This window comes from Actinophytocola gossypii (assembly GCF_025165815.1).
Classification (GTDB): domain Bacteria; phylum Actinomycetota; class Actinomycetes; order Mycobacteriales; family Pseudonocardiaceae; genus Actinophytocola; species Actinophytocola gossypii.
Genome location: NZ_JAFFZE010000011.1, coordinates 144622 through 170630, shown reverse-complemented (window position 1 = coordinate 170630; position 26009 = coordinate 144622). Strand labels below are relative to the sequence as shown.

The 26009-nt window shown below is 71.2% G+C and carries 22 protein-coding genes; 14 read left to right on the top strand and 8 right to left on the bottom strand.

All coding sequences use genetic code 11. The features are described from left to right. Positions 1 to 670, bottom strand: a 670-nt coding sequence (locus JT362_RS13900; protein ID WP_446014131.1) for an IS256 family transposase, incomplete at its 3' end; no start/stop codon positions are given. A 117-nt stretch (positions 671 to 787) separates the two neighbouring features. Here JT362_RS13900 and JT362_RS13895 point away from each other — a divergent pair. After that, positions 788 to 1525, top strand: a complete 738-nt coding sequence (locus JT362_RS13895) for a hypothetical protein (protein ID WP_260191587.1) — start codon at positions 788 to 790, stop codon at positions 1523 to 1525. Between the two features lie 6 nt (positions 1526 to 1531). On the opposite strand, the gene ilvD is transcribed toward JT362_RS13895, so the two are convergent. Both ilvD and JT362_RS13885 read right to left on the bottom strand, forming a co-directional pair. Further along, entirely contained in the window at positions 1532 to 3376 is a 1845-nt protein-coding gene (gene ilvD, locus JT362_RS13890; RefSeq protein WP_260191586.1) for a dihydroxy-acid dehydratase, read from the bottom strand. 11 nt (positions 3377 to 3387) lie between these two features. Then, a complete protein-coding gene (locus JT362_RS13885; protein ID WP_260191585.1) occupies positions 3388 to 3831 on the bottom strand; it encodes a PH domain-containing protein in 444 nt (147 codons plus the stop codon). Positions 3832 to 4079: 248 nt separating this feature from the next. Between JT362_RS13885 and JT362_RS13880 the strand changes: the two genes are divergently transcribed. The 8 genes from JT362_RS13880 to cimA all read left to right on the top strand — a co-directional run bounded on the left by JT362_RS13880 (position 4080) and on the right by cimA (position 13593). Next, positions 4080 to 5951: an acetolactate synthase large subunit gene (locus JT362_RS13880; protein ID WP_260191584.1), complete on the top strand. Its 1872-nt coding sequence runs from the start codon at positions 4080 to 4082 to the stop codon at positions 5949 to 5951. A 5-nt stretch (positions 5952 to 5956) separates the two neighbouring features. Next, a complete protein-coding gene (gene ilvN / locus JT362_RS13875; RefSeq protein WP_260191583.1) occupies positions 5957 to 6469 on the top strand; it encodes an acetolactate synthase small subunit in 513 nt (170 codons plus the stop codon). Positions 6470 to 6491: 22 nt separating this feature from the next. Further along, entirely contained in the window at positions 6492 to 7505 is a 1014-nt protein-coding gene (ilvC, locus tag JT362_RS13870; protein WP_260191582.1) for a ketol-acid reductoisomerase, read from the top strand. Positions 7506 to 7667: 162 nt separating this feature from the next. Further along, positions 7668 to 8372: a hypothetical protein gene (locus JT362_RS13865; protein WP_260191581.1), complete on the top strand. Its 705-nt coding sequence runs from the start codon at positions 7668 to 7670 to the stop codon at positions 8370 to 8372. Positions 8373 to 8432: 60 nt separating this feature from the next. After that, positions 8433 to 8726: a DUF397 domain-containing protein gene (locus JT362_RS13860; protein ID WP_260191580.1), complete on the top strand. Its 294-nt coding sequence runs from the start codon at positions 8433 to 8435 to the stop codon at positions 8724 to 8726. A gap of 198 nt (positions 8727 to 8924) precedes the next feature. Continuing rightward, positions 8925 to 10520 carry a phosphoglycerate dehydrogenase gene (gene serA, locus JT362_RS13855; protein WP_260191579.1) on the top strand — a complete coding sequence of 532 codons (1596 nt, stop codon included), beginning with the start codon at positions 8925 to 8927 and terminating at the stop codon, positions 10518 to 10520. 110 nt (positions 10521 to 10630) lie between these two features. Continuing rightward, positions 10631 to 11680 carry a 3-isopropylmalate dehydrogenase gene (locus tag JT362_RS13850; RefSeq protein WP_260191578.1) on the top strand — a complete coding sequence of 350 codons (1050 nt, stop codon included), beginning with the start codon at positions 10631 to 10633 and terminating at the stop codon, positions 11678 to 11680. Positions 11681 to 11958: 278 nt separating this feature from the next. Beyond that, positions 11959 to 13593, top strand: a complete 1635-nt coding sequence (cimA, locus tag JT362_RS13845; RefSeq protein WP_260191577.1) for a citramalate synthase — start codon at positions 11959 to 11961, stop codon at positions 13591 to 13593. Here cimA and JT362_RS13840 read toward each other — a convergent pair. After that, positions 13566 to 14210 (bottom strand): S1 family peptidase, encoded by a 645-nt coding sequence (locus JT362_RS13840; protein WP_260191576.1) that lies wholly within the window; start codon positions 14208 to 14210, stop codon positions 13566 to 13568. The genes cimA and JT362_RS13840 overlap by 28 nt on opposite strands. A 96-nt stretch (positions 14211 to 14306) precedes the next feature. On the opposite strand from JT362_RS13840, the gene JT362_RS13835 reads away from it, so the two are divergent. Further along, positions 14307 to 15089 carry a fumarylacetoacetate hydrolase family protein gene (locus JT362_RS13835; RefSeq protein WP_260191575.1) on the top strand — a complete coding sequence of 261 codons (783 nt, stop codon included), beginning with the start codon at positions 14307 to 14309 and terminating at the stop codon, positions 15087 to 15089. 3 nt (positions 15090 to 15092) lie between these two features. Here the strand turns inward: JT362_RS13835 and JT362_RS13830 are convergent, their stop codons facing one another. Further along, positions 15093 to 16076 carry a lactonase family protein gene (locus JT362_RS13830; RefSeq protein ID WP_260191574.1) on the bottom strand — a complete coding sequence of 328 codons (984 nt, stop codon included), beginning with the start codon at positions 16074 to 16076 and terminating at the stop codon, positions 15093 to 15095. Positions 16077 to 16158: 82 nt separating this feature from the next. Between JT362_RS13830 and JT362_RS13825 the strand changes: the two genes are divergently transcribed. Both JT362_RS13825 and JT362_RS13820 read left to right on the top strand, forming a co-directional pair. Further along, complete coding sequence (locus JT362_RS13825) at positions 16159 to 18549, top strand: GcvT family protein (RefSeq protein ID WP_260191573.1); 2391 nt, start codon at positions 16159 to 16161, stop codon at positions 18547 to 18549. 44 nt (positions 18550 to 18593) lie between these two features. Beyond that, a complete protein-coding gene (locus JT362_RS13820; protein WP_260191572.1) occupies positions 18594 to 19436 on the top strand; it encodes a methyltransferase in 843 nt (280 codons plus the stop codon). Here the strand turns inward: JT362_RS13820 and JT362_RS13815 are convergent. Genes JT362_RS13815 through JT362_RS13805 form a run of 3 tightly spaced genes read right to left on the bottom strand, consistent with a single transcriptional unit; the run spans position 19416 to position 23401 of the window. Continuing rightward, a complete protein-coding gene (locus JT362_RS13815; RefSeq protein WP_260191571.1) occupies positions 19416 to 19997 on the bottom strand; it encodes a pyridoxamine 5'-phosphate oxidase family protein in 582 nt (193 codons plus the stop codon). The genes JT362_RS13820 and JT362_RS13815 overlap by 21 nt on opposite strands. A 10-nt stretch (positions 19998 to 20007) precedes the next feature. After that, on the bottom strand, positions 20008 to 20979 hold the full coding sequence (locus JT362_RS13810; RefSeq protein ID WP_260191570.1) for an SDR family NAD(P)-dependent oxidoreductase: 972 nt from the start codon (positions 20977 to 20979) through the stop codon (positions 20008 to 20010). 40 nt (positions 20980 to 21019) lie between these two features. Further along, positions 21020 to 23401, bottom strand: coding sequence for a Tex family protein (locus tag JT362_RS13805; RefSeq protein WP_260191569.1), 2382 nt, complete (start codon positions 23399 to 23401; stop codon positions 21020 to 21022). A gap of 133 nt (positions 23402 to 23534) precedes the next feature. Here JT362_RS13805 and JT362_RS13800 point away from each other — a divergent pair, with 133 nt between their 5' ends. Together JT362_RS13800 and JT362_RS13795 are read left to right on the top strand one after the other, a co-directional pair. Beyond that, on the top strand, positions 23535 to 25427 hold the full coding sequence (locus tag JT362_RS13800; protein ID WP_260191568.1) for an acyl-CoA dehydrogenase family protein: 1893 nt from the start codon (positions 23535 to 23537) through the stop codon (positions 25425 to 25427). A gap of 116 nt (positions 25428 to 25543) precedes the next feature. Beyond that, on the top strand, positions 25544 to 25987 hold the full coding sequence (locus tag JT362_RS13795; RefSeq protein ID WP_260191567.1) for a MarR family winged helix-turn-helix transcriptional regulator: 444 nt from the start codon (positions 25544 to 25546) through the stop codon (positions 25985 to 25987). Positions 25988 to 26009 lie beyond the last annotated feature (22 nt).

Here is a 26009-nt window from a genome sequence, read left to right as displayed (position 1 = left end):
ATAGCCCCAGCACGTCCTTGCGGCCGTCGACGGTCACGCCGATGGCGGCGTAGACGGGTCGGTTGGCGACCTGGCCGTCACGGACCTTCACCACGATCGCGTCGATGAACACCGCCGCGTACACGGCGTCCAATGGCCGGTTGGCCCAGTCATTCATCTCGGCGACGACCTTGTCCGTGATCCGTGAGATCGTCTCCTTGCTGACCGACACACCGTAGATCTCGGCGAAATGCGCGGAGATCTCCCCGGTTGTCATCCCTTTCGCATACAACGACAGCACGATCTCATCCACATCGCCGAGCCGCCGCTGCCTTTTCTTCACGATCTGCGGCTCGAACGTGCTCTCCCGATCCCGCGGCACGCTGATCTCGACCTCGCCCGCGGCATCCGAAATGACAGTCTTCGACCGGCTACCGTTTCGCACATTCGCCGACTCGCGCTCGGGCTCGGCCCGGTTCTTCTCATGCCCGAGATGCTCGGTCATCTCTTCGTTGAGCGCGGTTTCCAGCACGTTCTTGGTAAACAGCTTCAACAGTCCGTCCGGGCCGGTCAACGCCAGCCCTCGAGCCTTGGCCTCGGCCACCATCGCCGCCGCGGCGGCCTGCTCCGGCGACAGCTCCCGCGCCGGCTTCCGGTCACTCTTGCGTGGACTCACAAGGTCCGATGTCATCACTCACAGTGCCCATCCCGCCGGACCTCAGCCCGGCGTGTCGGGCCGGAAACACCGATCTTGGAACAGTCCCCGGCGTTACGTCGACTCGATGTGTGTGCGGTGGCTGAGGCGGCGATGGCGGCGGCGCCGGTGTTCCCCACGTCGACGACGTTGCACACTTGGGACCCGTTTTATTGCTTCGTGGAGGGGCCGGCAGGAACTTTCGTCGTGGAGGTTGTCGGGCTGGATCAGAAGATGCGTGACCGGATGCTGGGTCGGGCGGTCGGTGGGGCAGCTGCGTTCGTCAAGGACGACGGTTACGCGTGCGACGTCTTCCTGCCGGTCAGTTCCGATCTGGCGATTCGGCTTTCGTACAACCCGTACAAGAAGGCCGGCGCTTGCCGGACCGCCTCCGATCTCGCGGGCGCCGCGGCGTCCGTGCTGAGCAGGCCGGAGGCGGTTCGCATGGATCCGATGTGGGACGCGTGCTCGGTGCTGGCCGCTGCGGTGGATCCCGACGTCGACCGATCCAAGCTGCTCGGGAGCAAGCTGTCGAACTGCGGGGACCTCTCCACGGCGCATTCTGGATTCGTCACGTTCGACAACGTCGTCCGCTCACAGGAGCGGCCCGAAACGAGGACCATCGGCGGCAAGTCGGTCCGGATGTACGAGGAGGACGAGTCCTGCGACATCTACTGGCGTCAGGGCCCGTTCCCCGCTCGTTTCGCCGAGACCCCCGACTACCAGGTGCGCGTGAGCGCTCCCGACTGCGCCAAGGTGGTGACCCTCGCCGAGTCCGTCATCGGCGTGCTCGACCAACCGCCATCGGCGGACGTGGAGCCGCAGCGGCCGTTGCTGTACCCGGCGAACTGACCGAGATCAGCGGTCGACGTCGCGGACCGCGCCCTGTGCGGCGTCCGTGGTCAGGCGGGCGTAGGCACGCAACGCCGCGGTCACCGGGCGTTGGCGGTCCTTCGGCTGCCACGGCCGTTCGCTCGACTCCATCTTGGCTCGGCGGTCGGCCAGGACCTCCTCGGGGACCTGGAGCTCCAGGCGGCGTTCGTGCACGTCGATGACGATGTGGTCGCCGTTCTCGACCAGGCCGATCAGGCCGCCGCCCGCCGCTTCGGGGGAGATGTGGCCGATGGACAGCCCGGACGTGCCGCCGGAGAACCGGCCGTCGGTGATCAGGGCGCACTTCTTGCCGAGGCCGGCGCCCTTGAGGAACGCGGTCGGGTGCAGCATCTCCTGCATCCCGGGACCACCGGCCGGGCCCTCGTAGCGCACGACCAGCACCTCGCCGGGCTGGACCTCCTTGCCCAGGATCGCCGACACCGCCTGCTCCTGGCTCTCCACGACCCTCGCCGGGCCCTCGAAGCGGAACAGCTCCTCGTCGATCCCGGCCGCCTTGATCACCGCGCCGTTCTCGGCCAGGTTGCCGCGCAGCACGGCCAGGCCGCCCTCGGCGGTGTACGCGTGCGCCTTGTCCCGGATGCAGCCCCCGGCCGCGTCGGTGTCCAGGGACGACCAGCGGTTCTCCGTCGAGAACGCCTTCGTGGTGCGGACCCCGCCCGGCGCGGCGTGGTACAGCTCGATGGCCTCCGGCGACGGGGACTCGGCGCGGATGTCCCACGCCGACAGCCACGACTCCAGCGTCGGGCTGTGGATGGTGTGCACGCCCTCGTTGAGCGCCCCGGCACGCCACAGCTCACCCAGGATCGCGGGGATGCCGCCGGCCCGGTGCACGTCCTCCATGTGGTAGTCGGAGTTCGGGCTGACCTTCGACAGGCACGGCACCCGCCTGCTGATCGCGTCGATGTCGGCCAGGGTGAAGTCCACCTCGCCCTCGCGGGCCGCGGCCAGGATGTGCAGCACCGTGTTCGTCGAGCCGCCCATCGCCATGTCCAGGGCCATCGCGTTCTCGAACGCCTCCCTGGTGGCCACCGCGCGCGGCAGCACGGACGCGTCGTCCTCGCCGTAGTAGCGCTTGGCCAGCTCCATCACGGTCGTCCCGGCCCGGGAGAACAGGTCGCGGCGGGCGGCGTGCGTGGCCAGCGTCGAGCCGTTGCCGGGCAGGGCGAGGCCGAGCGCCTCGGTCAGGCAGTTCATCGAGTTCGCGGTGAACATCCCCGAGCACGAACCACACGTCGGACACGCCGACTGCTCCACCGCGGACAGCCCCAGCTCGTCGACCCGCTCGTTCGCCGACGCGGCGATCGCGGTGATCAGGTCCGACGACGGGTGCGTGACGCCGTCGACGACGACCGCCTTGCCGGCCTCCATCGGGCCACCCGAGACGAACACCGTCGGGATGTTCAGGCGCATCGCGGCGTTGAGCATCCCCGGCGTGATCTTGTCGCAGTTCGAGATGCACACCAGCGCGTCCGCCGCGTGCGCGTTGACCATGTACTCCACGCTGTCGGCGATGATCTCGCGGCTGGGCAGCGAGTACAGCATCCCGCCGTGGCCCATCGCGATGCCGTCGTCGACGGCGATGGTGTGGAACTCGCGCGCGGTGCCGCCGGCCTCCTTGACGGCGTCGGCGACGATGTCCCCGAGGTCGCGCAGGTGCACGTGACCCGGCACGAACTGGGTGTAGGAGTTGGCGATCGCCACGATCGGCTTGCCGAAGTCGCCGTCGGTCATGCCGGTGGCGCGCCACAGGGCGCGGGCGCCGGCGGCGTTGCGGCCGTGGGTCGTGATGCGGGAACGGAGCTCTGGCACGGCTCCTCCAGTCAGTTCTCGTCTTCGGGATCTGCGGCCTTCTCGGGCGCGGCAGCGCGCGGCTCGGTGGGATCGTCCAGCCGGCCGCCGCTGATCAGGGCGAGGGCGGGCAGGTGCCGCGTGCGGACCGTGGGCAGCGGCTGCTCCTTCCCGTCCGCGAGCACCGCGCGCACCCAGGACCGCTCGGACACCCGCAGCGCCCTGATCTCGCCCCACGGCAGCTCGTGGCGGCCGAACGTGGTGCGCGCCACCAGGCCGTCGGCGTCAGCGGTGGTGCGCAGCCGCAGCACCAGCACGATCGCGGCGATCGGCACCAGGAAGACGAGGAACAGCCAGGGCGCGGCGAACGCGAACGGGATCGCGGCCACGGCGAGCAGCAACGCGCCGAGCACCGCGGTCGCGGGTGTCCGGAACACGAGACGGGACGGCAGCTGCCGCTGCTGCGTGGTGGTCACCCCACCGATTGTGCCACTGCCCAAGTAGTGGGATGCGCGTCCCACTGAGTTGACGCTGTACTGCGAACGCACTAACGTCTGCTGGCGTGCCCCAGCAGACCGGTCTCGTACTTCCCCAGCGCGTTCGACGCTGAGGAAGCTCAGGCTGCGTCGAACGCGCGACCCTCGTACGACCACTGGTCGGCGGGGGTTTTTTCATGCGTGAGAGCCTGAGTCGCGAGCCCACTACACCCCAGAGGCAGAAGCCGATGACCAGTGCGACACAGCGTCCGACACCGGGCCCGACTCCCGGTCCGACCCCGGTCGCCACACCGGGACCGGTCCGGTCCCCGGGAGCCCGACCCAAGCCAGCGCCGCCGACCGGAACACCCGTTCGGGTGACGGGTGCCCAGTCGCTCGTCCGGTCGCTCGAGTCGGTGGGTGTCGAGGTGGTGTTCGGCATTCCCGGCGGCACGATCCTGCCCGCCTACGACCCGCTGCTCGACTCGACCAAGGTCCGGCACGTCCTGGTGCGCCACGAGCAGGGCGCGGGCCACGCCGCCACCGGGTACGCACAGGCCACCGGCCGGGTCGGCGTCTGCATGGCGACCTCGGGCCCCGGCGCGACCAACCTGGTCACCCCGCTCGCCGACGCCAACATGGACTCGGTCCCGGTCGTCGCGATCACCGGCCAGCAGTCCCGCGCGCTGATCGGCACCGACGCCTTCCAGGAAGCCGACATCTGCGGCATCACGCTCCCGATCACCAAGCACAACTTCCTGGTCACCGACCCCGCGGAGATCCCGAAGACCATCGCCGAGGCGTTCCACCTCGCCGCCACCGGCCGGCCGGGCCCGGTGCTCGTCGACATCCCGAAGGACGTGCTGCAGGAGACCACGTCGTTCTCCTGGCCGCCGGAGCTGCGGCTGCCCGGCTACCGGCCGACCACCCGCCCGCACGGCAAGCAGGTCCGCGAGGCGGCGAAGCTCATCGCCGGTGCCCGCCGGCCGGTGTTCTACGTCGGCGGCGGCGTGCTCAAGGCCGAGGCGTCCGCCGAGCTGCGCGCGCTGGCGGAGCTGACCGGGATCCCCGTGGTGACCACGCTGATGGCCCGCGGCGCGTTCCCCGACTCGCACCGCCAGCACCTCGGGATGCCCGGCATGCACGGCTCGGTGGCCGCGGTCGCCGCGATGCAGAAGGCGGACCTGCTGGTCGCGCTCGGCGCCAGGTTCGACGACCGGGTGACCGGCCAGCTGTCCTCGTTCGCGCCGGACGCGCGGATCGTGCACGCCGACATCGACCCGGCCGAGATCTCCAAGAACCGCCGCGCCGACGTGCCGATCGTCGGTGACTGCAAGGAGATCATCACCGAGCTGACCGCCGCCGTGCGCACCGAGCACGGCGGCGGCGACGATGGCGGCCGGACCGACCTGACCGCGTGGTGGCAGCAGCTCGACGGGCTCCGGGAGACCTTCCCGCTGGGTTACGAGTGGCCGAGCGACGGCGCGCTGTCCCCGCAGTACGTGATCGAGCGGATCGGCGCCATCGCCGGCCCGGAGGCGGTGTACACGGCCGGGGTCGGCCAGCACCAGATGTGGGCCGCGCAGTTCATCTCCTACGAGAACCCGTGCACCTGGATCAACTCCGGGGGCCTCGGCACCATGGGCTTCGCGGTGCCGGCCGCGATGGGCGCCAAGTTCGGCCAGCCGGACAAGGTCGTGTGGGCGATCGACGGCGACGGCTGTTTCCAGATGACCAACCAGGAACTGGCGACGTGCGCGATCGAGGGCGCGCCGATCAAGGTCGCCGTGATCAACAACGGCAACCTGGGCATGGTCCGGCAGTGGCAGAACCTGTTCTACTCGGAGCGCTACTCGCAGACCGACCTCGGCACGCACAAGCACCGGATCCCGGACTTCACCCTGCTGGCGGAGGCGCTCGGCTGCGCCGGGCTACGCTGTGAGTCCAAAGAGGACGTCGACACGGTGATCCAGCGCGCGATGGAGATCAACGACCGGCCGGTCGTGATCGACTTCGTGGTGGGCAAGGACGCCCAGGTGTGGCCGATGGTCGCCGCGGGCACCGGCAACGACGAGATCATGGCCGCGCGCGGCATTCGACCGCTGTTCGACGAGGACTGATACCCATGAGCACACACACTCTGTCGGTTCTGGTCGAGAACAAGCCGGGTGTCCTCGCCCGGGTGGCGGGACTGTTCTCCCGGCGCGGCTTCAACATCGAGTCGCTGGCGGTCGGACCGACCGAACACGCCGACGTGTCCCGGATGACGATCGTGGTCGCGGTCGACGAGCTACCGCTCGAACAGGTGACCAAGCAGCTCAACAAGCTGGTGAACGTCATCAAGATCGTGGAGCTGGACCCGGCGGTGTCGGTCCAGCGGGAGCTGCTGCTGGTGAAGGTGCGGGCGGACGCGACGGTGCGCACCCAGGTGCTGGAGACCGTGCAACTGTTCCGCGCCAAGGTGGTCGACGTGTCGCCCGAGGCGCTGACCGTGGAGGCCACCGGCACCGCGGACAAGCTGGAGGCGCTGCTGCGCATGCTCGAGCCGTACGGAGTGCGCGAGATGGTGCAGTCCGGCATGGTCGCCGTCGGTCGCGGCCCGCGCTCGATCACCGCCGGCCCGCCGCTCCGGAATTGAAAGTGTCACAGGGAAGGAAGTTATGGCAGTCGAGATCTTCTATGACGACGATGCGGACCTCTCGATCATCCAGGGCCGCAAGGTCGCGGTGATCGGGTACGGCAGCCAGGGGCACGCGCACGCGCTCTCGCTGCGCGACTCCGGGGTGGAGGTCCGGATCGGGCTGCCCGAGTCGTCGAAGTCGCGGTCCAAGGCCGAGGAGGAGGGCCTGGCCGTCGGAACTCCGGCGGAGGTGTCCGCGTGGGCCGACGTGATCATGATCCTGGCGCCGGACACCAAGCAGCGCGAGATCTACGCGGAGTCCGTGGCGCCGAACCTCGCCGACGGTGACGCCCTGTTCTTCGGGCACGGCTTCAACATCCGGTACGGCCTGATCACTCCGCCGTCCAACGTGGACGTCGCGATGGTGGCGCCGAAGGGGCCGGGGCACCTGGTGCGCCGGCAGTTCGTGGACGGCAAGGGCGTGCCGTGCCTGATCGCGGTGGAGCAGGACGCGTCCGGCAACGGCCAGGCGCTCGCGCTGTCCTACGCCAAGGGCATCGGCGGCTCGCGGGCCGGCGTCATCAAGACGACGTTCAAGGAGGAGACCGAGACCGACCTGTTCGGCGAGCAGGTCGTGCTGTGCGGCGGTACGACCGCACTGGTGCAGGCGGGCTTCGAGACCCTGGTGAACGCCGGGTACGCGCCCGAGGTGGCGTACTTCGAGTGCCTGCACGAGCTGAAGCTGATCGTCGACCTGTTGTACGAGGGCGGCATCGCGCGGATGCGGTACTCGATCTCCGACACGGCCGAGTTCGGCGACCTGACCCGCGGCCCACGCCTGATCGACGACTCCGTGCGCGGCGAGATGCGCAAGATCCTCACCGAGATCCAGGACGGCAGCTTCGCCAAGGAATGGGTGTCCGAGGACGAAGCCGGCCGCCCGAACTTCGCCAAGCTCGTCGAGCAGGGCGAACAGCACCCGATCGAGGAGGTCGGCCGCAAGCTCCGCGGCCTGATGAGCTGGGTCGACCGCCCCATCACCGAGACGGCCTGAGTTCGTGCCCACTCGCTCCGGGGTGTGACTCCGGAGCGAGTGGGTTGTCGATCACCGGCGAGAGATACCGGCGATCCCGCGTCATCCACCCGACCGTCCCGGCAGGTTGGTACCGTCCAGGATTGGCTACACCCTGGCTGGTCCGAGTAGGGGAGGGCGGCAGTGCCGGACTTCTACACCGACAAGCAGGGCCGGGTCAGACCAATCCGTGGCGGTGGCAAGGGCGCCGTGGTCGTGGGCGCCGTGGTGCTGGGCATGATCGCCTCGGGTGGTGGGATCGCCTCGGTGGGCGTTGGCGGCGGCACTGCGGGTGGGCAGGTCAGCGTTCAGACCGGAGTCGGGTCCGTGCGGTTGGGTGGCTCGTCGGCGCAGTTGCGGGTGCGAAAGACCGAGGGGCAGAAGTCCGCACGTCGAGGCGAGCCAGGGCGGGCCTGGCAACGCATGGGGCTGCGGCAGGTCAAGCGCACACCCAGACAGCAGGTCTCCTGCGTGGTGGCGTCGTTCGGGCAGGTGCGAACTTTCCTCGCCAGGCATCGCTGCACCTTCCTGGAGCGCGTGTTGTTTGCGGTGGCAGACGAGGCGGGGAACGTCGCGGTGGTGTCGGTGGCCTGGATCGGCCTGCGTAACAGTGCGACCGCGCGTGCGTTCCGCGAGCTGATGGACGTGCACGGCAGCGGCGATATCACGCCGCTCGGCGGGCCGCTGCTGGATCTGGGCGAGATCACCTTCACGGGGCTTCGGTACGGCAGTGATCGCGACGGGACAGCTGTCACCGTCGCCGAGGCCGAGAACGCTCTGGGCGGACAGTTCGACCACGACTCCCTGGACGCGATAGCCGAGGTCGCCGCCTTCCTGCCGAGAGTGTGACCAGGCGCGGTCACGGGCCTCGGGCCACCAACCCTGGACTTCCGTTGTAGGTTGGTCGCCGTGAGTGACGAGGGGACGCGCGCCAGCGCGCCGATCTACGACGACAAGGCCCACGTGCGCGGCAAGCTGGACCTGACCGACGCCGAGTGGCAGCGGGCCGCCGAGCCGGACGCCGATCCCGACGGGGAGTACGTCGAGATCGCGTTCGTGCCGCACACCGACGGCAAGACCTACATCGCCATGCGGAACTCGAAGCACACCGGCCCGGACGACACCGTGCTGGTGTTCACCGAGTCCGAGTGGGACGCGTTCGTGGCGGGCGCCAAGGCCGGGGAGTTCGACGAGCCCTGGTGACCGACCGCGGTCGATGTACCAGTACGTGGGACGCCCCGGAAGGGCGTACCGCAGGTCACGGACGCCGCGCACCGGACGGCTGTCGGTTGGCTCACCACATGGTGGGACGGTTCGGCGCACCTCCTAGACTCATCGACTGGTTGGTTACAGCGCTGTAACCGCGCCCCCAACAACCGGCAATCCATGGAGCCAGCAGCCGTGACCCAGTCAGCCCGTCCCGTTGTCCTGATCGCCGAGAAGCTCGCCCCGTCGACGGTCTCCGTGTTCGGCGACGAGGTCGAGGTACGCCACGTCGACGGCACCGACCGCGCCGCCCTGCTGTCCGCCGTCGCGGACGCGGACGCGCTGCTGGTGCGCTCGGCCACCAAGGTCGACGCCGAGGTGTTCGCCGCGACCAACCGCCTCAAGGTCGTCGCCCGCGCCGGCGTCGGACTGGACAACGTCGAGGTGCCGGCCGCGACCGCGCGCGGCGTGCTCGTGGTCAACGCCCCGACCTCCAACATCGTCTCGGCCGCCGAGCACGCGGTCGCGCTGCTGCTGTCCCTGGCCAGGCGGATCCCCGCCGCCCACGCGAGCCTGCAGGGCGGCGAGTGGAAGCGCAGCGCCTACTCCGGTGTCGAGATCAACGGCAAGACCGTCGGCGTCGTCGGCCTCGGCAAGATCGGCCAGCTGTTCGCCCAGCGCCTCGCCGCGTTCGGCACCCAGCTGATCGCCTACGACCCCTACGTCTCCGCCGCCCGGGCCGCCCAGCTCGGCATCGAGCTGGTCGAGCTGGACGACCTGCTCGCCCGCGCCGACGTCATCTCCATCCACCTGCCCAAGACCCCCGAGACCAAGGGCCTGATCGGCGCCAAGGAACTGGCCAAGACCAAGAAGGGCGTGCTGATCGTCAACGCCGCCCGGGGCGGGCTGATCGACGAGGAGGCGCTGGCCGAGGCCGTCCGCGACGGCCAGGTCGGCGGCGCCGGCGTTGACGTGTTCGCCACCGAGCCGACCACCTCGAGCCCGCTGTTCGAGCTGCCCAACGTGGTCGTCACCCCGCACCTCGGCGCGTCGACCGGCGAGGCCCAGGACCGGGCCGGCACCGACGTCGCCAAGTCCGTGCTGCTGGCGTTGCGCGGTGACTTCGTGCCGGACGCGGTGAACGTCGCGGGCGGCGCGGTCGGCGAGGAGGTCCGGCCCTACCTGCCGCTCACCCAGAAGCTCGGCGCCGTGCTGGCCGCGCTCAGCAGCACCCCGCCGACCTCGATCAGCGTCGAGGTCCGCGGCGAGCTGTCCAATGAGGACGTTCAGGTGCTGCCGCTGGCCGCGATGCGCGGGGTGTTCACCGGCGTGGTGGCCGACCAGGTCACGTTCGTCAACGCGCCGCGGCTGGCCGAGGAGCTCGGCGTGGAGGTGACGCTCGCCAAGGAGTCGGAGAGCGCGCACTACCGCAGCCTGGTCACGCTGCGCGCCGGCTACCCGGACGGCACGATCCACTCGGTGTCGGGCACGCTCAGCGGCCTCGACCAGGTCGAGAAGATCGTCGAGGTGAACCGCCGCGGCTTCGACCTGCGGGCCGAGGGCGTCCTGCTGCTGCTCGAGTACACCGACCGCCCAGGCGTGATGGGCAGCGTCGGCACCCTGCTCGGCGGCGCGGGCATCAACGTCGAGGCGGCGCAGATCAGCCAGACCACCGATGGCACCGACGCGCTGATGCTGCTGCGTGTCGACCGCCCGGTGGACCAGTCGGTGCTCGAGTCGATCGGCGCCGGGGTGAAGGCGTCGTTCATCCGTGCGGTCGACTTCGGGTGACGGTTTTCGGGTCCGACACCACCTAGTCGGGTGGCCAGGGGCGGCGTTCCGCCGCAATCCCGGTAACCTTCGCCTGAACTACTGAGCCCGTTATTCCGGGAGGTGTGTGCATGCGGCTCGCGGTGATCCCCGGTGACGGGATCGGGCCCGAAGTGATCGCCGAGGCGCTCAAGGTCCTCAACGAGGTGGTGCCGGACGTCGAGGTCACGAAATACGACCTCGGTGCCGCCAGGTGGCACTCGACCGGGGAGCTGCTGCCCGAGTCGGTCCTCGGGGAGCTGCGCCAGCACGACGGCATCCTGCTCGGCGCGGTCGGCGACCCGTCCGTGCCGAGCGGCATCCTCGAACGCGGCCTGCTGCTGCGGTTGCGGTTCGAGCTCGACCACCACGTGAACCTGCGCCCGGCGCGGCTGTACCCGGGGGTGGCGAGCCCGCTCGCGAACCCCGGCGAGGTCGACATGCTGGTGGTCCGCGAGGGCACCGAGGGCCTGTACGCGGGCAACGGTGGCCTGCTGCGCAAGGACACCCCGCACGAGATCGCGACCGAGGTCAGCGTGAACACGGCCTACGGCGTGGAGCGGGTGGTCCGGGACGCGTTCGCGCGGGCGGTGGCGCGCCCGCGCAAGCACCTGACCCTGGTGCACAAGACCAACGTGCTCACCCACGCGGGTGGACTGTGGTCGAGGGTCGTGGAGGAGGTGTCGCTGCAGCACCCGGACGTCACGGTGGCCTACCAGCACATCGACTCCGCGACGATCCACCTGGTCACCGACCCCGGCCGCTTCGACGTGATCGTCACCGACAACCTGTTCGGCGACATCCTCACCGACCTGGTGGCCGCGGTGACCGGCGGCATCGGCCTCGCGGCCAGCGGCAACATCGACATCACCAGGCGGAACCCGTCGATGTTCGAGCCGGTGCACGGCAGCGCGCCGGACATCGCCGGCCAGGGCGTTGCCGACCCGACGGCGGCTGTGCTGTCGGTGGCGCTGCTGCTCGACCACCTCGGTGAGCAGGAGGCCGCCCGGCGGATCGAGGCGTCGGTGGCCTTCGACCTGGCGACGCGGGACCACCCGTCGCCGGGCAGCACCTTCGCCATCGGCGACCGGCTGGCCGCCCTGGTCTCCTCGAACAACCCGGCGACCGGGGTCGAACTCTGACGCCCCGAACGGCTCTCCTGGGACCCTGACCGTCCCAGGAGAGCCGTTCGGCCATTCCCGGATGGTGGGACGATCGGACCGAGGGCTGGTACGGGCCGTCGGCGGTATGGCAGTATGCCCGCATGACCACTTTCGTGATCATTATCGACGAGCGCGCCGGGTAGCCGAGCTACCTTCCCGGCGCGCTGACCTCTCGCATCCCGCGGGAGGTTTTTTTGTGCCCAGCCAAGCCCAGCCACCGCCCAGATCGCCCTGCCATGCCATGAAGGGACCACGTCGTGACTCGCACGGCTCCTGCCGAGACCCCGCTCGGCGACTCGTTCCACGTGTTCGACACGACCCTGCGGGACGGCGCCCAGCGGGAGGGCATCAGCTACTCGCTGGCCGACAAGTTCGCCGTCGCGCGGTTGCTCGACGAGGTCGGGGTCGGGTTCATCGAGGGCGGCTGGCCGGGCGCGCTGCCGACCGACACCGAGTTCTTCGCCCGCGCTGCCGCGGGGGAACTCCGGCTGCGGCACGCCGCGCTCGTCGCGTTCGGGTCCACCCGGCGGCCCAACACTCCCGTCCACGAGGACCAGCAGGTGCGGGCGCTGCTCGACTCGCTGGCACCCGTGGTCACGCTGGTCGCCAAGTCCGACGTCCGGCACATCGAGCGGGCCCTGCGCACCGACGTCGACGAGGCCTGCGCCATGGTCCGGGACACCGTCGCGTTCCTGGTCGGCGAGGGCCGGCGGGTGTTCGTCGACGCGGAGCACTTCTTCGACGGGTTCGCCCACGACCCCGACTGCGCGCTGCGGGTGCTGTCCGCCGCCGTCGAGTCCGGCGCGGACGTCGCCGTGCTGTGTGACACGAACGGGGGACAGCTGCCGCTGCGGCTCGCGGACACGGTCGGGGAGGTCATCGCCAGGACCGGGTTCCGGGTCGGCATCCACTGCCAGGACGACACGGGTTGCGCGGTGGCCAACTCCCTGGCCGCGGTGCAGGCCGGCGCCACGCACGTGCAGTGCACCGCCAACGGCTACGGCGAGCGCGCCGGCAACGCCGACCTCTTCGCCGTGGTCGGCAACCTCGTCACCAAGCTCGGCATGCCGGTGATACCCACCGAGTGCGTGCCGGAACTGTCCAGGGTCTCGCACGCCCTGGCCGAGATCGCGAACCTCGCACCCGACACCCACCAGGCCTACGTCGGGTCGTCGGCCTTCGCCCACAAGGCGGGGCTGCACGCGAGCGCGATCAAAGTGGATCCGTTGCTGTACAACCACATCGACCCCGAGGTGGTCGGCAACGACATGCGGGTGCTGGTCACCGAGATGGCCGGCCGGGCCAGCCTCGAGCTCAAGGGACGCGAGCTCGGGGTCGACCTGGCCGGCCAACCCGCCGCGCTGACCAGCGCCGTGCGCCGGGTCAAGGAGCTGGAGTCGCGCGGCTGGTCGTTCGAGGCGGCGGACGCCTCCCTGGAACTGCTGCTGCGCCGGGAGCTGGCGGAGTCCGTCGTGGACAACCCGCCGTTCGCGCTGGAGTCCTACCGGGTGATCCTCGACCACCGCCTCGACGGCGAGATCGTCGCCGAGGCGACGGTCAAGGTGCACGTCGGCGGCACCCGGGTGATCGCCACCGAGGAGGGCATCGGGCCGGTGCACGCGCTGGACGCCGCGTTGCGTGCCGCACTGCGCGGCCACCTCCCGTGGCTGGACGACGTCCGGCTGGCCGACTACAAGGTGCGCATCCTCGCCGACCAGCCGGGCACCGACGCGGTGACCAGGGTGTTGGTCGAGTCCACCGACCGCGAGCACGAGTGGACCACGGTCGGCGTGCACGGCAACATCGTCGAGGCGAGCTGGCTCGCCCTCTGCGACGCCCTGGCGCACAAGGCGATGCGCGTGGGTCAGCCGGTCAGCAGCGTCAACCCGTAGGCGGCCAGGATCGGGTTGACCGGCTGGAACCAGCTGGTGCCGCCGGTGGTGCAGGTGCCGGACGCGGCCACCGGCACGCCCTGCGCCTGACCGCCGCTGAGGAAGGCCACCGCGTGGGCCGAGGCGCAGACGTTCGTCCTGGTCAGCCCGTAGACCGCGCCCTCGGGGAAGACGATCGTCTGGTTCCTCGCGGTCACCGTGCCGCACTGGTACCCGAGCGCGTGGTCGACCAGGCACACCGGACCGCCGACCGGGGTCTCCCGCGAGCCGGTGATCAGGACCTTCCCGGAGCCGGTGTCGATCCACGGCACCAGTTCCCAGTCGGTGGTGTTGGTGACCTGCACGAGCGCGTAGGTCGAGGTGGTAGCGACCACCTTCCCGACCGGGACGTGGTCGCCGCTGTACAGCTCGCCCGCGCCCGCGCAGGCGCGTTCGGTGATGAGCAGCCACTCCGAGCCGCGGACGGCGGCGAACGAGGCGGTGCACCGGCCGGTGCCGACGGGGTCGTAGAGCACGGCGCCGCCGCCGAGCGGGGCCGGTGCGGCCGCGCCGGCGGTGGCCGGCAGGCCGAGCAGGCACGCGAACAGCACGGTGAGGGTGGCCAGCAGTCTTCGCATGGGTACTCCGATGTCGCAGGGGTCGGAACCCTTCGACGTAACCAGCGCCGTGGTGCCCTGCCTAGCCGGCAACCGGCGTATCAGTACGCTGCCGACGTGCGTATAGCCCGAGTCGCCTCACCCACCGGGGTCGCCTTCGCCGCCATCCACGGCGAGGGGGACGACCTGGTCGCCGCCGAGATCGCCAACGACCCGAAGACCACGCCGTGGACGGACCCGACGTTCACCGGCACCAAGTGGCCGCTGGCCGACGTCCGCCTGCTCACGCCGTTCCTGCCGCCGAAGATCGTCTGCATCGGCCGGAACTACGCCGCGCACGCCGAGGAGCTGGGCAACGCGATCCCGGACGCGCCGATCATGTTCCTCAAGCCGAACACCGCGGTCATCGGTCCCGGTGCGGAGATCAAGCTCCCCCCGGACTCCACCCGCGTCGACTTCGAGGCGGAGCTGGCGGTCGTGATCGGCACCGGCGGCCGCGACATCCCGGCCGACCGCGCCATGGCCTCGGTGCTCGGCTACACGATCGCCAACGACGTCACCGCCCGCGACCAGCAGAAGAACGACGGCCAGTGGACCAGGGCGAAGGGCCACGACACGTTCTGCCCGCTCGGCCCCTGGATCGAGACCTCGTTCGACCCGTCGGACGTGGGCATCCGCACCGAGCTGGACGGTGAGGTCAAGCAGGACTCCCGCACCTCGCTGCTCCTGCACGACGTCCCGGCGCTGATCGAGTTCATCTCGAGCGTGATGACCCTGCGCCCGCTCGACGTGATCCTGACCGGCACCCCCGCCGGCGTCGGCCCGATGGAGCCCGGCCAGACCGTCTCGGTCACCGTCGAGGGCCTCGGCACGCTGACCAACCCGGTGGGCCGCCGCTGACCCTCAGCCGGCGATCACGCAGGTCGGGGTGCCGGTGGGGAACCGCCGGGGCTCGCCGTCGGGCAGCGTGAACGACACGATCGCGTCGTCCCGCTGCGCTGCGGTGTGGCAGGTGCCGTCGACGATCGTGAAGTGACGCGGGAACTCGCCGCACGGACGCTCGTCCACCGCGCGCGCGGTGGACCCGGTCAGGTCGAACGTGGTGATGGTGTCCGGACCTCGGTTGGACACGTACAGCCGGTCGCCGTGCACCTCGACGTGGGCGACGTGGTTCGTGCCGTCCGGCCGGGACGACGCCGGGGTCACGTCGAGCACCGCGAACGTGCCGGCCGGCGACTCGCGCACGGTCACCAGGGTGCCGGCCAGCTCGCCGGGCACGTAGGCGAGGTCGGTGCCGGGGCGGCGGACCAGCTGGCGCGGGCCGGTGCCGGGCGGCAGCGCGGACACCGCCAGCGGCGACAGCGAGCCGTCCGAGGACAGCAGGTAGGTGTGGATCTCGTCGGTGCCCAGGTCGACCGCCGACACCAGGGTGCCCTGCGGGGTCTCCACCGGCACGGCCATGTGCACGTGCGGCCCCTCCTGCCGGTCGGGCACCGGGCCGCTGCCCGAGTGCTCCACCAGGTCGGTGCGGCCGGTCACCCGGCCGTCCGCGGCCAGGCCGAACACCGCGAGGCTGCCGCTGGAGTAGTTCGAGCACAGCAGGAAGCACTCGTCCGGGGTCACCGCCAGGTGGCAGGGGTCCGCGCCGCCGGACGGGACGGTGTCCAGCGCCTCGAACGGGTCGAGCGACACGGTCGTGATCGCCCCGTCGGCCGACTCGTTGACCGCGTACACGACCGGCGCCGTGGGGTGGCGGACCAGCCAGGACGGCGAGGTCATCGGCAGCTCGGCGACCGCGACGAGCCCGCCGGAGGAGTCCTCGCGCAGCGCGGTGATCCCGGTGCCGTCGCCACCGCTTGCGGAGGTGTAGCAGCCCACGTAGAACATGGGGTCACCCTAGAGGGTTGACGTGCCGGTCCCCGCCTTGCGACTGTTGCGTAATGCTCCGCGCGTTGTGGAGGAGGGAACGATGGCACTGCCTCGGGTGGTCATCATCGGTGCCGGGATCGTCGGGTGCGGGGTCGCCGACGAACTGACCGCGCGCGGATGCACCGACGTCACGGTGCTGGAGCAGGGCCCCCTGTTCGCCACCGGCGGTTCCAGCTCGCACGCGCCGGGGCTGGTGTTCCAGACCAACCCGTCGAAGGCGATGACCGACTTCGCCCGCTACACGGTGGAGAAGTTCACCGCGCTCGGCGTGTTCACCCAGGTCGGCGGGCTCGAGGTGGCGACCACGCGGCAGCGCTGGGCCGACCTGCACCGCAAGCACGGCTGGGCCACGTCCTGGGGCGTGCCCTCGGCACTGCGCACCCCGGACGAGTGCGCGGCGATGCACCCGCTGCTCGACCGCGACCGCGTCCTCGGCGGCCTGCACGTGCCGACCGACGGGCTGGCGAAGGCGGTCGCCGCGGGGGAGACGCAGGCCGAGCGCGCCACCGCCAGGGGCGCCCGGTTCCTCGCCCACCAGGAGGTCGTCGAGGTCCGCACCCAGGGTGGCCGGGTCACCGGCGTGGTGACCGCGACCGACGAGTTCGCCGCCGACGTCGTGGTCTGCTGCGCCGGGTTCTGGGGGCCGAAGGTCGGTCGCCTGGTCGGGCTGACGATCCCGCTGCAGCCGCTCGCGCACCAGTACGCGGTGACCGCGCCGGTGCCGGCGCTCGCCGGCGCCACCGTCGAGGCGAGCGCGCCGATCCTGCGCCACCAGGACCGCGACCTGTACTACCGCGAGCTCGGCGACCGGATCGGCATCGGCTCCTACGCGCACCGCCCCATGCCGGTCGACGAGTTCGCGCGGCACGGCGAGACCGACGCGATGCCGTCGATGCTGCCGTTCACCGAGGAGGACTTCGCGCCGTCCTGGCGGGACTCGGTCGAGCTGCTGCCCGCGCTCGGCGAGTCCAAGGTGGAGGACGCGTTCAACGGCATCTTCTCCTTCACCGCCGACGGGTTCCCGCTGATCGGCGAGTCCCGCGACACGGCCGGGTTCTGGGTGGCCGAGGCGGTGTGGGTGACGCACTCGGCCGGCGTCGCCCGCGCGGTCGCGGAGTCCATCGTGGACGGCCGGTCGTCGGTGGACGTGCACGAGTGCGAGCTATACCGGTTCGAGGAGGTGCAGCTCGGCCCGGAGTACACCGCGATGCGGGGCGCGCAGAACTTCGTCGAGGTGTACGACGTGGTGCACCCGTCGCAGCCGATGGCGGAGCCGCGTCCGTTGCGCACGAGCCCGTTCTATCCGAGGCAGCGGGAGCTCGGCGCGTACTTCCTGGAGGCGTCCGGGTGGGAGCGGCCGCACTGGTTCACCGCGAACCCGCCGGCCGAGGTGCCCGAACGCGGCGAGTGGGCGTCGCGGTACTGGTCGCCGATCGCGGCGACCGAGGCGCTGGCGACCCGCGAGCGGGTGGCGCTCTACGACATGACCCCGTTGAAGCGGCTGGAGGTCAGCGGGCCGGGCGCGCTGGACTTCCTGCAGCGGATGACGACGAACAACGTGGCAAGGCGGGTCGGGTCGGTCACCTACACGCTGCTGCTCGACCACGCCGGCGGCGTGCGCAGCGACCTGACCGTGGCCCGGCTGGAGCCGGCGAGGTTCCAGGTCGGCGCGAACGGCAACGCCGACCTGGACTGGCTGACCCGGCACGCGCCGCCGGACGTCGCGGTGCGGGACATCACCGGCGGCACGTGCTGTGTCGGGGTGTGGGGGCCGCTGGCGCGGGAGCTGGTGCAGCCGCTGACCAGGCAGGACTTCTCGCACGGGGCGCTCGGGTACTTCCGCGCGACGCGGGCCTACGTGGGGCACGTGCCGGTGGTGGCGCTGCGGGTGTCGTACGTGGGGGAGCTGGGCTGGGAGCTGTACACGTCGGCCGAGCACGGGCTGGCGCTGTGGGACACGCTGTGGGCGGCCGGGCAGCGGCTCGGCGTGGTCGCCGGTGGGCGGGCCGCGTTCAACAGCCTGCGCCTGGAGAAGGGCTACCGGCTGGCGGGCGTGGACATGACGACCGAGCACACGCCGTTCGAGGCGGGGCTCGGGTTCGCGGTGAAGCTGGACAAGGGCGAGTTCGTCGGACGGGACGCGCTGGCGGCGCTCGGTCCGCCGGAACGGCGGCTGGCCTGCGTGACGATGGACGAGCCGGAGTCGGTGGTGCTCGGCAAGGAGCCGGTGTACCTGGACGGCCGGCCGGCGGGGTACGTGACCAGCGCGGCGTTCGGGCACACCGTCGGCAGGCCGATCGCGTACGCGTGGCTGCCGGCGTCGGCCGTGCCAGGCACGCGCGTCGAGGTGGAGTACTTCGGGGAGCGGCTGGCCGGGACCGTGGCCGAGGAGCCGCTGGTGGACCCGAAGATGGAGCGCATCCGCCGCTGAAAACCCGGTTGAGCCGACCGGCCGCGTGCGGGACCTTGGGCCGCGTGGACGGCGAAAGGGGACCCGCGGTGAGCTACCGGCCGAACATGTCCGCCGAGGAGGAACGCCGGATCCGGGACTGGCACGAGTCGGCCTACCGGTCCGTCCACGCGCTCGGCGAGGAGACCGTCGAGTACCTCGGTCGCACGTTCGTCGTCCCGCCCGGTGTGTTCCCGCCGGCGCAGGCGTCGCGGCTGCTCGGCCGCGCGGTGCTCGACGAGGTGCGGGAGACCGACCGCGTGCTGGACCTGGGCACCGGGTGCGGGGTCAACGCGATCCTGGCCGCGTCCCGGTCGACCGACGTGCTCGGCGTGGACATCAACCCGGCGGCGGTCGCCTCGGCCGTCGCCAACGCCGAACGCAACGGCGTCGCGGACCGCACCACGTTCCGCGAGAGCGACGTGTTCTCCACCGTCGCGGGAGCGACGGAGCGTTCGCCGGCTGGACCGAGGAGCGCGCGCAGGCGCGCCGGCACCGAGCACGTGACGAGGGAAGTCGGCGAGTCGGCGGATGCGCGGAGCGACCCGTCCAACACCGGCGACGGCCGTTTCGACCTGATCGTGTTCGATCCGCCGTTCCGCTGGTTCGCCCCGCGCGACCTGCTCGAGGCGAGCATGACCGACGAGAACTACGCCGCGCTGACCCGGTTCCTCACCGAGGCCGGCGACCACCTCACGCCGGACGGCCGGATCCTGATGTTCTTCGGCACCTCCGGCGACCTGGACCACCTGTACCGGGTCGCCGCCGAGAACGGGTTCCACCGGGAGACGCTCGCCACCGAGGACCTGACCAGGCAGGACACCACGATCACCTATGTCGCGTTCCGGCTACGCCGTCCGGTCGGGTAGCGGCAGCGGGATCGCGGGCAGGCCGTCGATGCTCGTGCCGTTGTACGGCTTGCGCGCGCAGTACGCGGCGAACTCCTGCTCCGACTTGCGGCCGAAGTGCTCCGCGTGCTGCGTGCGCTCCTCGCGGTAGTCCATGAACGGCACCGCGAACCCGCAGCTGTCGCTGACCATCGTCGCGTGCACCAGCACGATGGACCGCGCGCCAGGGCCGTCGACCTCGGCGAAGTGCCGGATCAGGTCCGGCCAGCGCGGGTCGTCGCGGAAGACGGGCTCGCCCCGGCCGTGCACCCGCAGCACCTTCGGCGGACCGGTGAACGCGCACCACATGAGCGTGATCCGCCCGTTCTCCCGCAGGTGCGCGACGGTCTCGGCGTGGCTGCCGCCGAAGTCCAGGTACGCCACCGTCAGGTCGTCGAGCACGGCGAGCGTGCCCGACCGCCCCTTCGGCGAGACGTTGACGTGCCCGTCGCCGGCCAGCGGCGCGGACGCCACGAAGAACACCGGCTGCTCCTCGATGAACGTCCGCAGCCGCGGCTCGATCCGCTCGTAGACCTTCCCCATGCCCTTCAACCTACCGAGTGAACGCGTTAACCCCGGTGAGTGAAGCGGACACCGTCCACAGCCGACGCGCCGACTCGGGGTCGACCGCGTACGGCCGCACCCCGGGAGCGTCGTCGGTGGCGACCTCGGCGACCTCGCAGTCCTCCAGGTACACCCCGCCCATCCCGGCCAGCGCGGGCGAGGTGGCCGCCCAGGTCTGGGTGGCCGCGCCCTGCTCGGGGGTCTTGAACCGGACCAGCGGGGTGCCGTTCTCGTCGATCCAGCCCAGCGCGACCATCTCCTCGGTCGGCAGGTGGCGTTGCAGCGGGGTGAGGATCCCGCCCGGATGCAGCGCGAACGCCCGCACCCCGGCGTCGGCGCCCAACCGGTCCAGCTCGACGGCGAACAGGACGTTCGCGGTCTTCGCCTGGCCGTACGCCGCCCACTTGTCGTAGCCGTGCTCGAACGCGAGGTCGTCCCAGCGGATGTCCGAGCGGCGGTGCCCGGCCGACGACACCGAGACCACCCGCGCGCCGCCACCGGAGACCAGCCGCGGCCACAGCCGGTTGACCAGCGCGAAGTGGCCGAGGTGGTTGGTGGCGAACTGGGCCTCCCAGCCCGGGCCGACCCTGGTCTCCGGGCAGGCCATGATGCCGGCGCTGTTCACCATGATGTCGATGTCGCGGCCGGTGGCGAGGAACCGGTCGGCGAACGCGTGCACGCTCGCCAGGTCACCGAGGTCCAGCTCGTCGATCTCGACCCGGTCCCCGACCCGGTCCTCGCCCAGCTCGCCGACCGCCGCCCTGGCCTGCTCGACCCGGCGGGCCGGCACCACCACGTGCGCGCCGGCCTCCGCGAGCGCGCGGGTGGTCTCCAGGCCGAGGCCGGAGTAGCCCCCGGTCACGATCGCGAGCCGGCCGGTCAGGTCGATGCCGGCCAGCACCTCGTCCGCGGTGCTCGTGGCACCGAACCCCGACCCGATCCTGTGCTGTGGAGTCGTCATGGCCCCGACGCTAGGTCCTGGTCCGCGCTCCAGGTCAAACTCAGCGCCGCCCGTACCCGGCCTTGCGCAGCGCGTCCGCCATCGCACCGCCGCCACCCTGGTCACGCTGGCCGCCCCGGCGCTGCTGGCCGCCGCGCTGGCCCCCGCCACGTTGACCACCCCGCTGGCCGCCCTGCTGACCACCCTGCCCGCCGCGCCGGTCCTCGGACTGCGGGCGGCCCCGGCCGGTGGTGTCCTCCTCCAGCCGCAGGGTGAGCGAGATCCGCTTGCGCTGGGTGTCGACCTCCAGCACCTTCGCCCGCACGATGTCGCCGGACTTCACCACCTCGCGCGGGTCCTTCACGAAGTTCCTGGACAGCTGCGACACGTGCGCGAGCCCGTCGCAGTGCACGCCGACGTCGATGAACGCGCCGAACGCGGCCACGTTCGTGACCACGCCCTCGAGGACCATGCCCACCTTGAGGTCGTTGAGGGTGTGCACCGCGTCGTTGAACGCGGCCGTCTTGAACGCCGGGCGCGGGTCGCGGCCCGGCTTGTCCAGCTCGGCCAGGATGTCGGTGACCGTCGGCAGGCCGAACGTCTCGTCGACGAACTGCTCCGGCGACAGCGCCGTGAGCACCTTCGTGTTGCCGATCAGGTCGCCGAGTTCCCGCCCGGTCGACGACACGATCCGGCGCACCACCGGGTACGCCTCCGGGTGCACCGACGAGGAGTCCAGCGGGTCGTCGCCGCCGGGGATGCGCAGGAAGCCCGCGCACTGCTCGAACGCCTTGGGCCCCAGCTTCGGCACGTCCTTGAGCGCGGTGCGCGCCCGGAACGGCCCGTTGGCGTCGCGGTGCGCCACGATGTTCGCCGCCAGCGCGGAGCCGATGCCGGACACCCTGGTCAGCAGCGGCACGGACGCGGTGTTGAGGTCGACGCCGACGCCGTTCACACAGTCCTCGACCACCGCGTCGAGCGAGCGGGACAGCTTGGACTCGGAGATGTCGTGCTGGTACTGCCCGACCCCGATCGACTTCGGGTCGATCTTCACCAGCTCCGCGAGCGGGTCCTGCAGCCGCCGCGCGATGGACACCGCGCCGCGCAGCGACACGTCCAGGTCCGGCAGCTCCTGCGAGGCGTAGGCCGACGCCGAGTACACCGACGCGCCCGCCTCGGACACCATCACCTTGGTCAGCTTCAGCTCCGGCGCCTTCGCCAGCAGCTCGGCGGCGAGCTTGTCGGTCTCCCTGGACGCGGTGCCGTTGCCGATCGCGATCAGGTCGACGTCGTGCGCCTTGGCCAGCTGGTGCAGCTTGACCAGCGACTCGTCCCAGCGCCTGGCCGGCGCGTGCGGGTAGATGGTGTCGGTGGCGACGACCTTGCCGGTGGCGTCGACGACCGCGACCTTCACGCCGGTGCGCAGGCCGGGGTCGAGGCCCATCGTGGCGCGGGTGCCGGCCGGCGCGGCGAGCAGCAGGTCACGCAGGTTCGCGGCGAACACCCGCACCGCCTCGTCCTCGGCTGCCTGGCGCAGCCGGGTGCGCAGGTCGATGCCGAGGTGCACGAGGATCCGGGTGCGCCAGGCCCAGCGGACGGTGTCGCCGAGCCACTTGTCGGCCGGGCGGCCCTGGTCGTCGATGCCGAACCGGGCGGCGATCGCCACCTCGTAGTCCGACGGGCCGGGCGGCTGGTCGTCCTCGGCGTGCGGGTCGAGGGTCAGCTCCAGCATCTCCTCCTTCTCCCCGCGGAACATCGCGAGGATCCGGTGGGAGGGGAGCTTGGTGAACGGCTCGGAGAAGTCGAAGTAGTCGGCGAACTTCGCGCCCGCCTCCTGCTTGCCGTCGCGGACCTTGGCGACCAGGCGGCCGTGACCCCACATGCGCTCGCGCAGCGACCCGATCAGGTCGGCGTCCTCACCGAACCGCTCGACCAGGATGGCGCGGGCGCCGTCGAGCGCGGCCTGCGCGTCGGCGACGCCCTTGTCGGCGTCGACGAAGACCGCGGCCGCGGCCTGCGGGTCGGTGGTCGGATCGCCGAGCAGGCCGTCGGCGAGCGGTTCGAGGCCTGCCTCGCGGGCGATCTGGGCCTTGGTGCGGCGCTTGGGCTTGTAGGGCAGGTAGATGTCCTCGAGGCGGGCCTTGGAGTCGGCGGCCGCGATCTGCTTGGTCAGCTCGTCGGTGAGCTTGCCCTGGCTGTTGATCGACTCGAGCACGGCGGCGCGGCGCTCCTCCAGCTCGCGCAGGTAGCGCAGGCGTTCCTCGAGCGTGCGGAGCTGGGCGTCGTCGAGGGCGCCGGTGACCTCCTTGCGGTACCGGGCGATGAACGGGACGGTCGACCCGCCGTCGAGCAGCTCCACGGCCGAACGCACCTGGCGTTCGGCCACGTCGAGCTCCTCGGCGATGCGCGAGAACACGGAGGGCGGAGTGGCAGTCACGGTCACGAGAGGCATTGTGCCGCGTGGCACCGACAGCCGGGGTTTCGGCGTGCCTACCGACGGGTAGCCGCAGCCCACGCAACGGGAAGGTACGACTCGCGCGACGGGAACGTACGACTCGCGATAGGTGGTGGTTGTGGTGGGTGCGCGGCCGGAGGTGAGCGAGGAGCAGGCGCGGGCCGTGGCCGAGGAGGCGCGGGAGGCAGGCTGGTCGAAGCCGTCGTTCGCGAAGGAGCTGTTCCTCGGGCGGTTCCGGCTCGACCTGATCCACCCGCATCCGACGCCGGAGCCGGAGGGCGAGGCGCGGGCGCGGGAGTTCCTCGGCCAGCTGCGTGCGGCCTGCGCGGAGATGGACGGGCGGGTCGTGGAGCGGGAGGACCGGATCCCGGACGAGTGGGTGCGCCGGCTGGCCGGCCTCGGCTGCTTCGGGATCAAGATCCCGGCCGAGTACGGCGGGCTCGGGCTCTCCCAGACCGCCTACAACAGGGCGCTGATGCTCGTGGGCAGCGTGCACCCGAGCCTGGGTGCGCTGCTGTCCGCGCACCAGTCGATCGGCGTGCCCGAGCCGCTCAAGCTCGCCGGCAGCGAGGCGCAGAAGCGTGAGTTCCTGCCCCGCTGCGCACGCGGCGCGATCTCCGCGTTTCTGCTCACCGAGCCGGACGTCGGCTCGGACCCCGCGCGCCTGGCCGCCACCGCCACCCCGGACGGTGACGACTACCTCCTCGACGGGGTGAAGCTGTGGACCACGAACGGGGTCGTGGCCGAACTCCTCGTCGTCATGGCCCGCGCCCCCGGCGGCATCTCGGCGTTCGTGGTCGAGGCCGACGCGCCCGGCATCACCGTCGAGCGGCGAAACGCGTTCATGGGTCTGCGCGGCATCGAGAACGGTGTCACGCGCCTGCACCAGGTGCGGGTGCCCGGGGCCAACCTCGTCGGGCGCGAGGGCGACGGGCTGCGGATCGCGCTGACCACGCTCAACGCCGGCCGGCTCGCCATCCCCGCGATGTGCACGGCCGGGTCGAAGTGGGCGCTGAAGATCGCCCGCGAGTGGTCGGCCGAGCGGGTGCAGTGGGGGCGGCCGGTCGGCAGGCACGCGGCCGTGGCCAACAAGATCTCCTACCTCGCCGCGACCACGTTCGCGCTGGAGTCCGTGCTGGAGCTGTCCGCTCAGCTCGAGGACGAGGGCGCGAAGGACATCCGGATCGAGGCGGCGCTGGCCAAGCTGTGGGCCAGCGAGATGGCCTGGGAGGTGGCCGACGAGCTGGTGCAGATCCGCGGCGGCCGCGGCTACGAGACGGCCGAGTCGCTGGCCGCGCGGGGCGAGCGCGCCGTGCCGGTCGAGCAGCTGGTCCGCGACATGCGGATCAACCGGATCTTCGAGGGCTCCAGCGAGATCATGCGGCTGCTGGTCGCCCGCGAGGCCGTCGACGCGCACCTCGCCGCCGCCGGTGACCTCGCCGACCCCAAGGCCGACGCCGGCCGCAAGGCCAGGGCCGCGGCCAAGGCCAGCGGGTTCTACGCCAGGTGGCTGCCCCAGCTCGTGACCGGCAAGGGTCAGCTGCCGACCTCGTACCGCGAGTTCGGCCCGCTCGCGGCGCACCTGCGCTATGTGGAGCGGACCGCGCGCAAGCTCGCCCGCGCCACCTTCTACGGCATGGCCCGCTGGCAGGCCGCGCTGGAGCAGCGGCAGGGGTTCCTCGGCCGGATCGTGGACATCGGCGCCGAGCTGTTCGCGATGTCCGCGGCGTGCGTGCGGGCCGAGATGCTGGGCGAGAGCGCGCCGGAGCTGGCCGACGTGTTCTGCCGGCAGGCCCGGCTGCGGGTGGAGCGACTGTTCGTCTCCCTGTGGGCGAACACCGACGACGCCGACCGCCGCCTCGCCGCGGCCACCCTCGACGGCCGGTACGCCTGGCTGGAGGCCGGGGTGCTGGACCAGAGCGAGGGGACCGGTCCGTGGATCGCGCCCTGGGAGCCGGGTGCGTCGAGTGAGCAGAACGTCGCTCGTCGCTATCTGTCACGACAGAGTACCTAGAGGTCGCCTCCAGTTCCGCTGATCGTGAACTGAGTTACCGCTCACAGTTACTTGCAGTTAGTTTCGCCACTGCGATGATTGCAAGCGTGAAACCAATCGGGTCCTCGGTCGAGTCCGTGACCGACGATGTCGTCGGTTTCCTGTCGCACCTGAAGAAGAGCGGCGAGGCGCAGATATTGGGTGTCGCCGCCGGACTCGATCTGTCATTCTCCCAACTGCGTACCTTGTTCGTGCTAGCCGACTGCCAGGAGGAACTGGCCGTCAACGAACTCGCCGAACGTCTCGCGCTGTCAATGGCGACCGCCGGTCGCGCCGTGCAGGCGCTGAGCCGGGCCGAGATGGTCACGCGCCGGGAGGACGATCAGGACCGCAGGGTCAAGCGGGTTCGCCTGTCCGAGCAGGGCCGCGCGTTCGTGGCCGGCTGTGTGCAGGCCCACCGCGCGGCGGTTCGCGAGTGCGTCGAGTCGCTGAGCGCCGACGAACGGGAGGGGCTCTCCCGTGCGCTGGCGCCGATTCTCGCCCGGGGGAACGTGGACCCGGTCACGACGGGCTGTATGTAGATGCCAAGCAAGGGGATAAGGC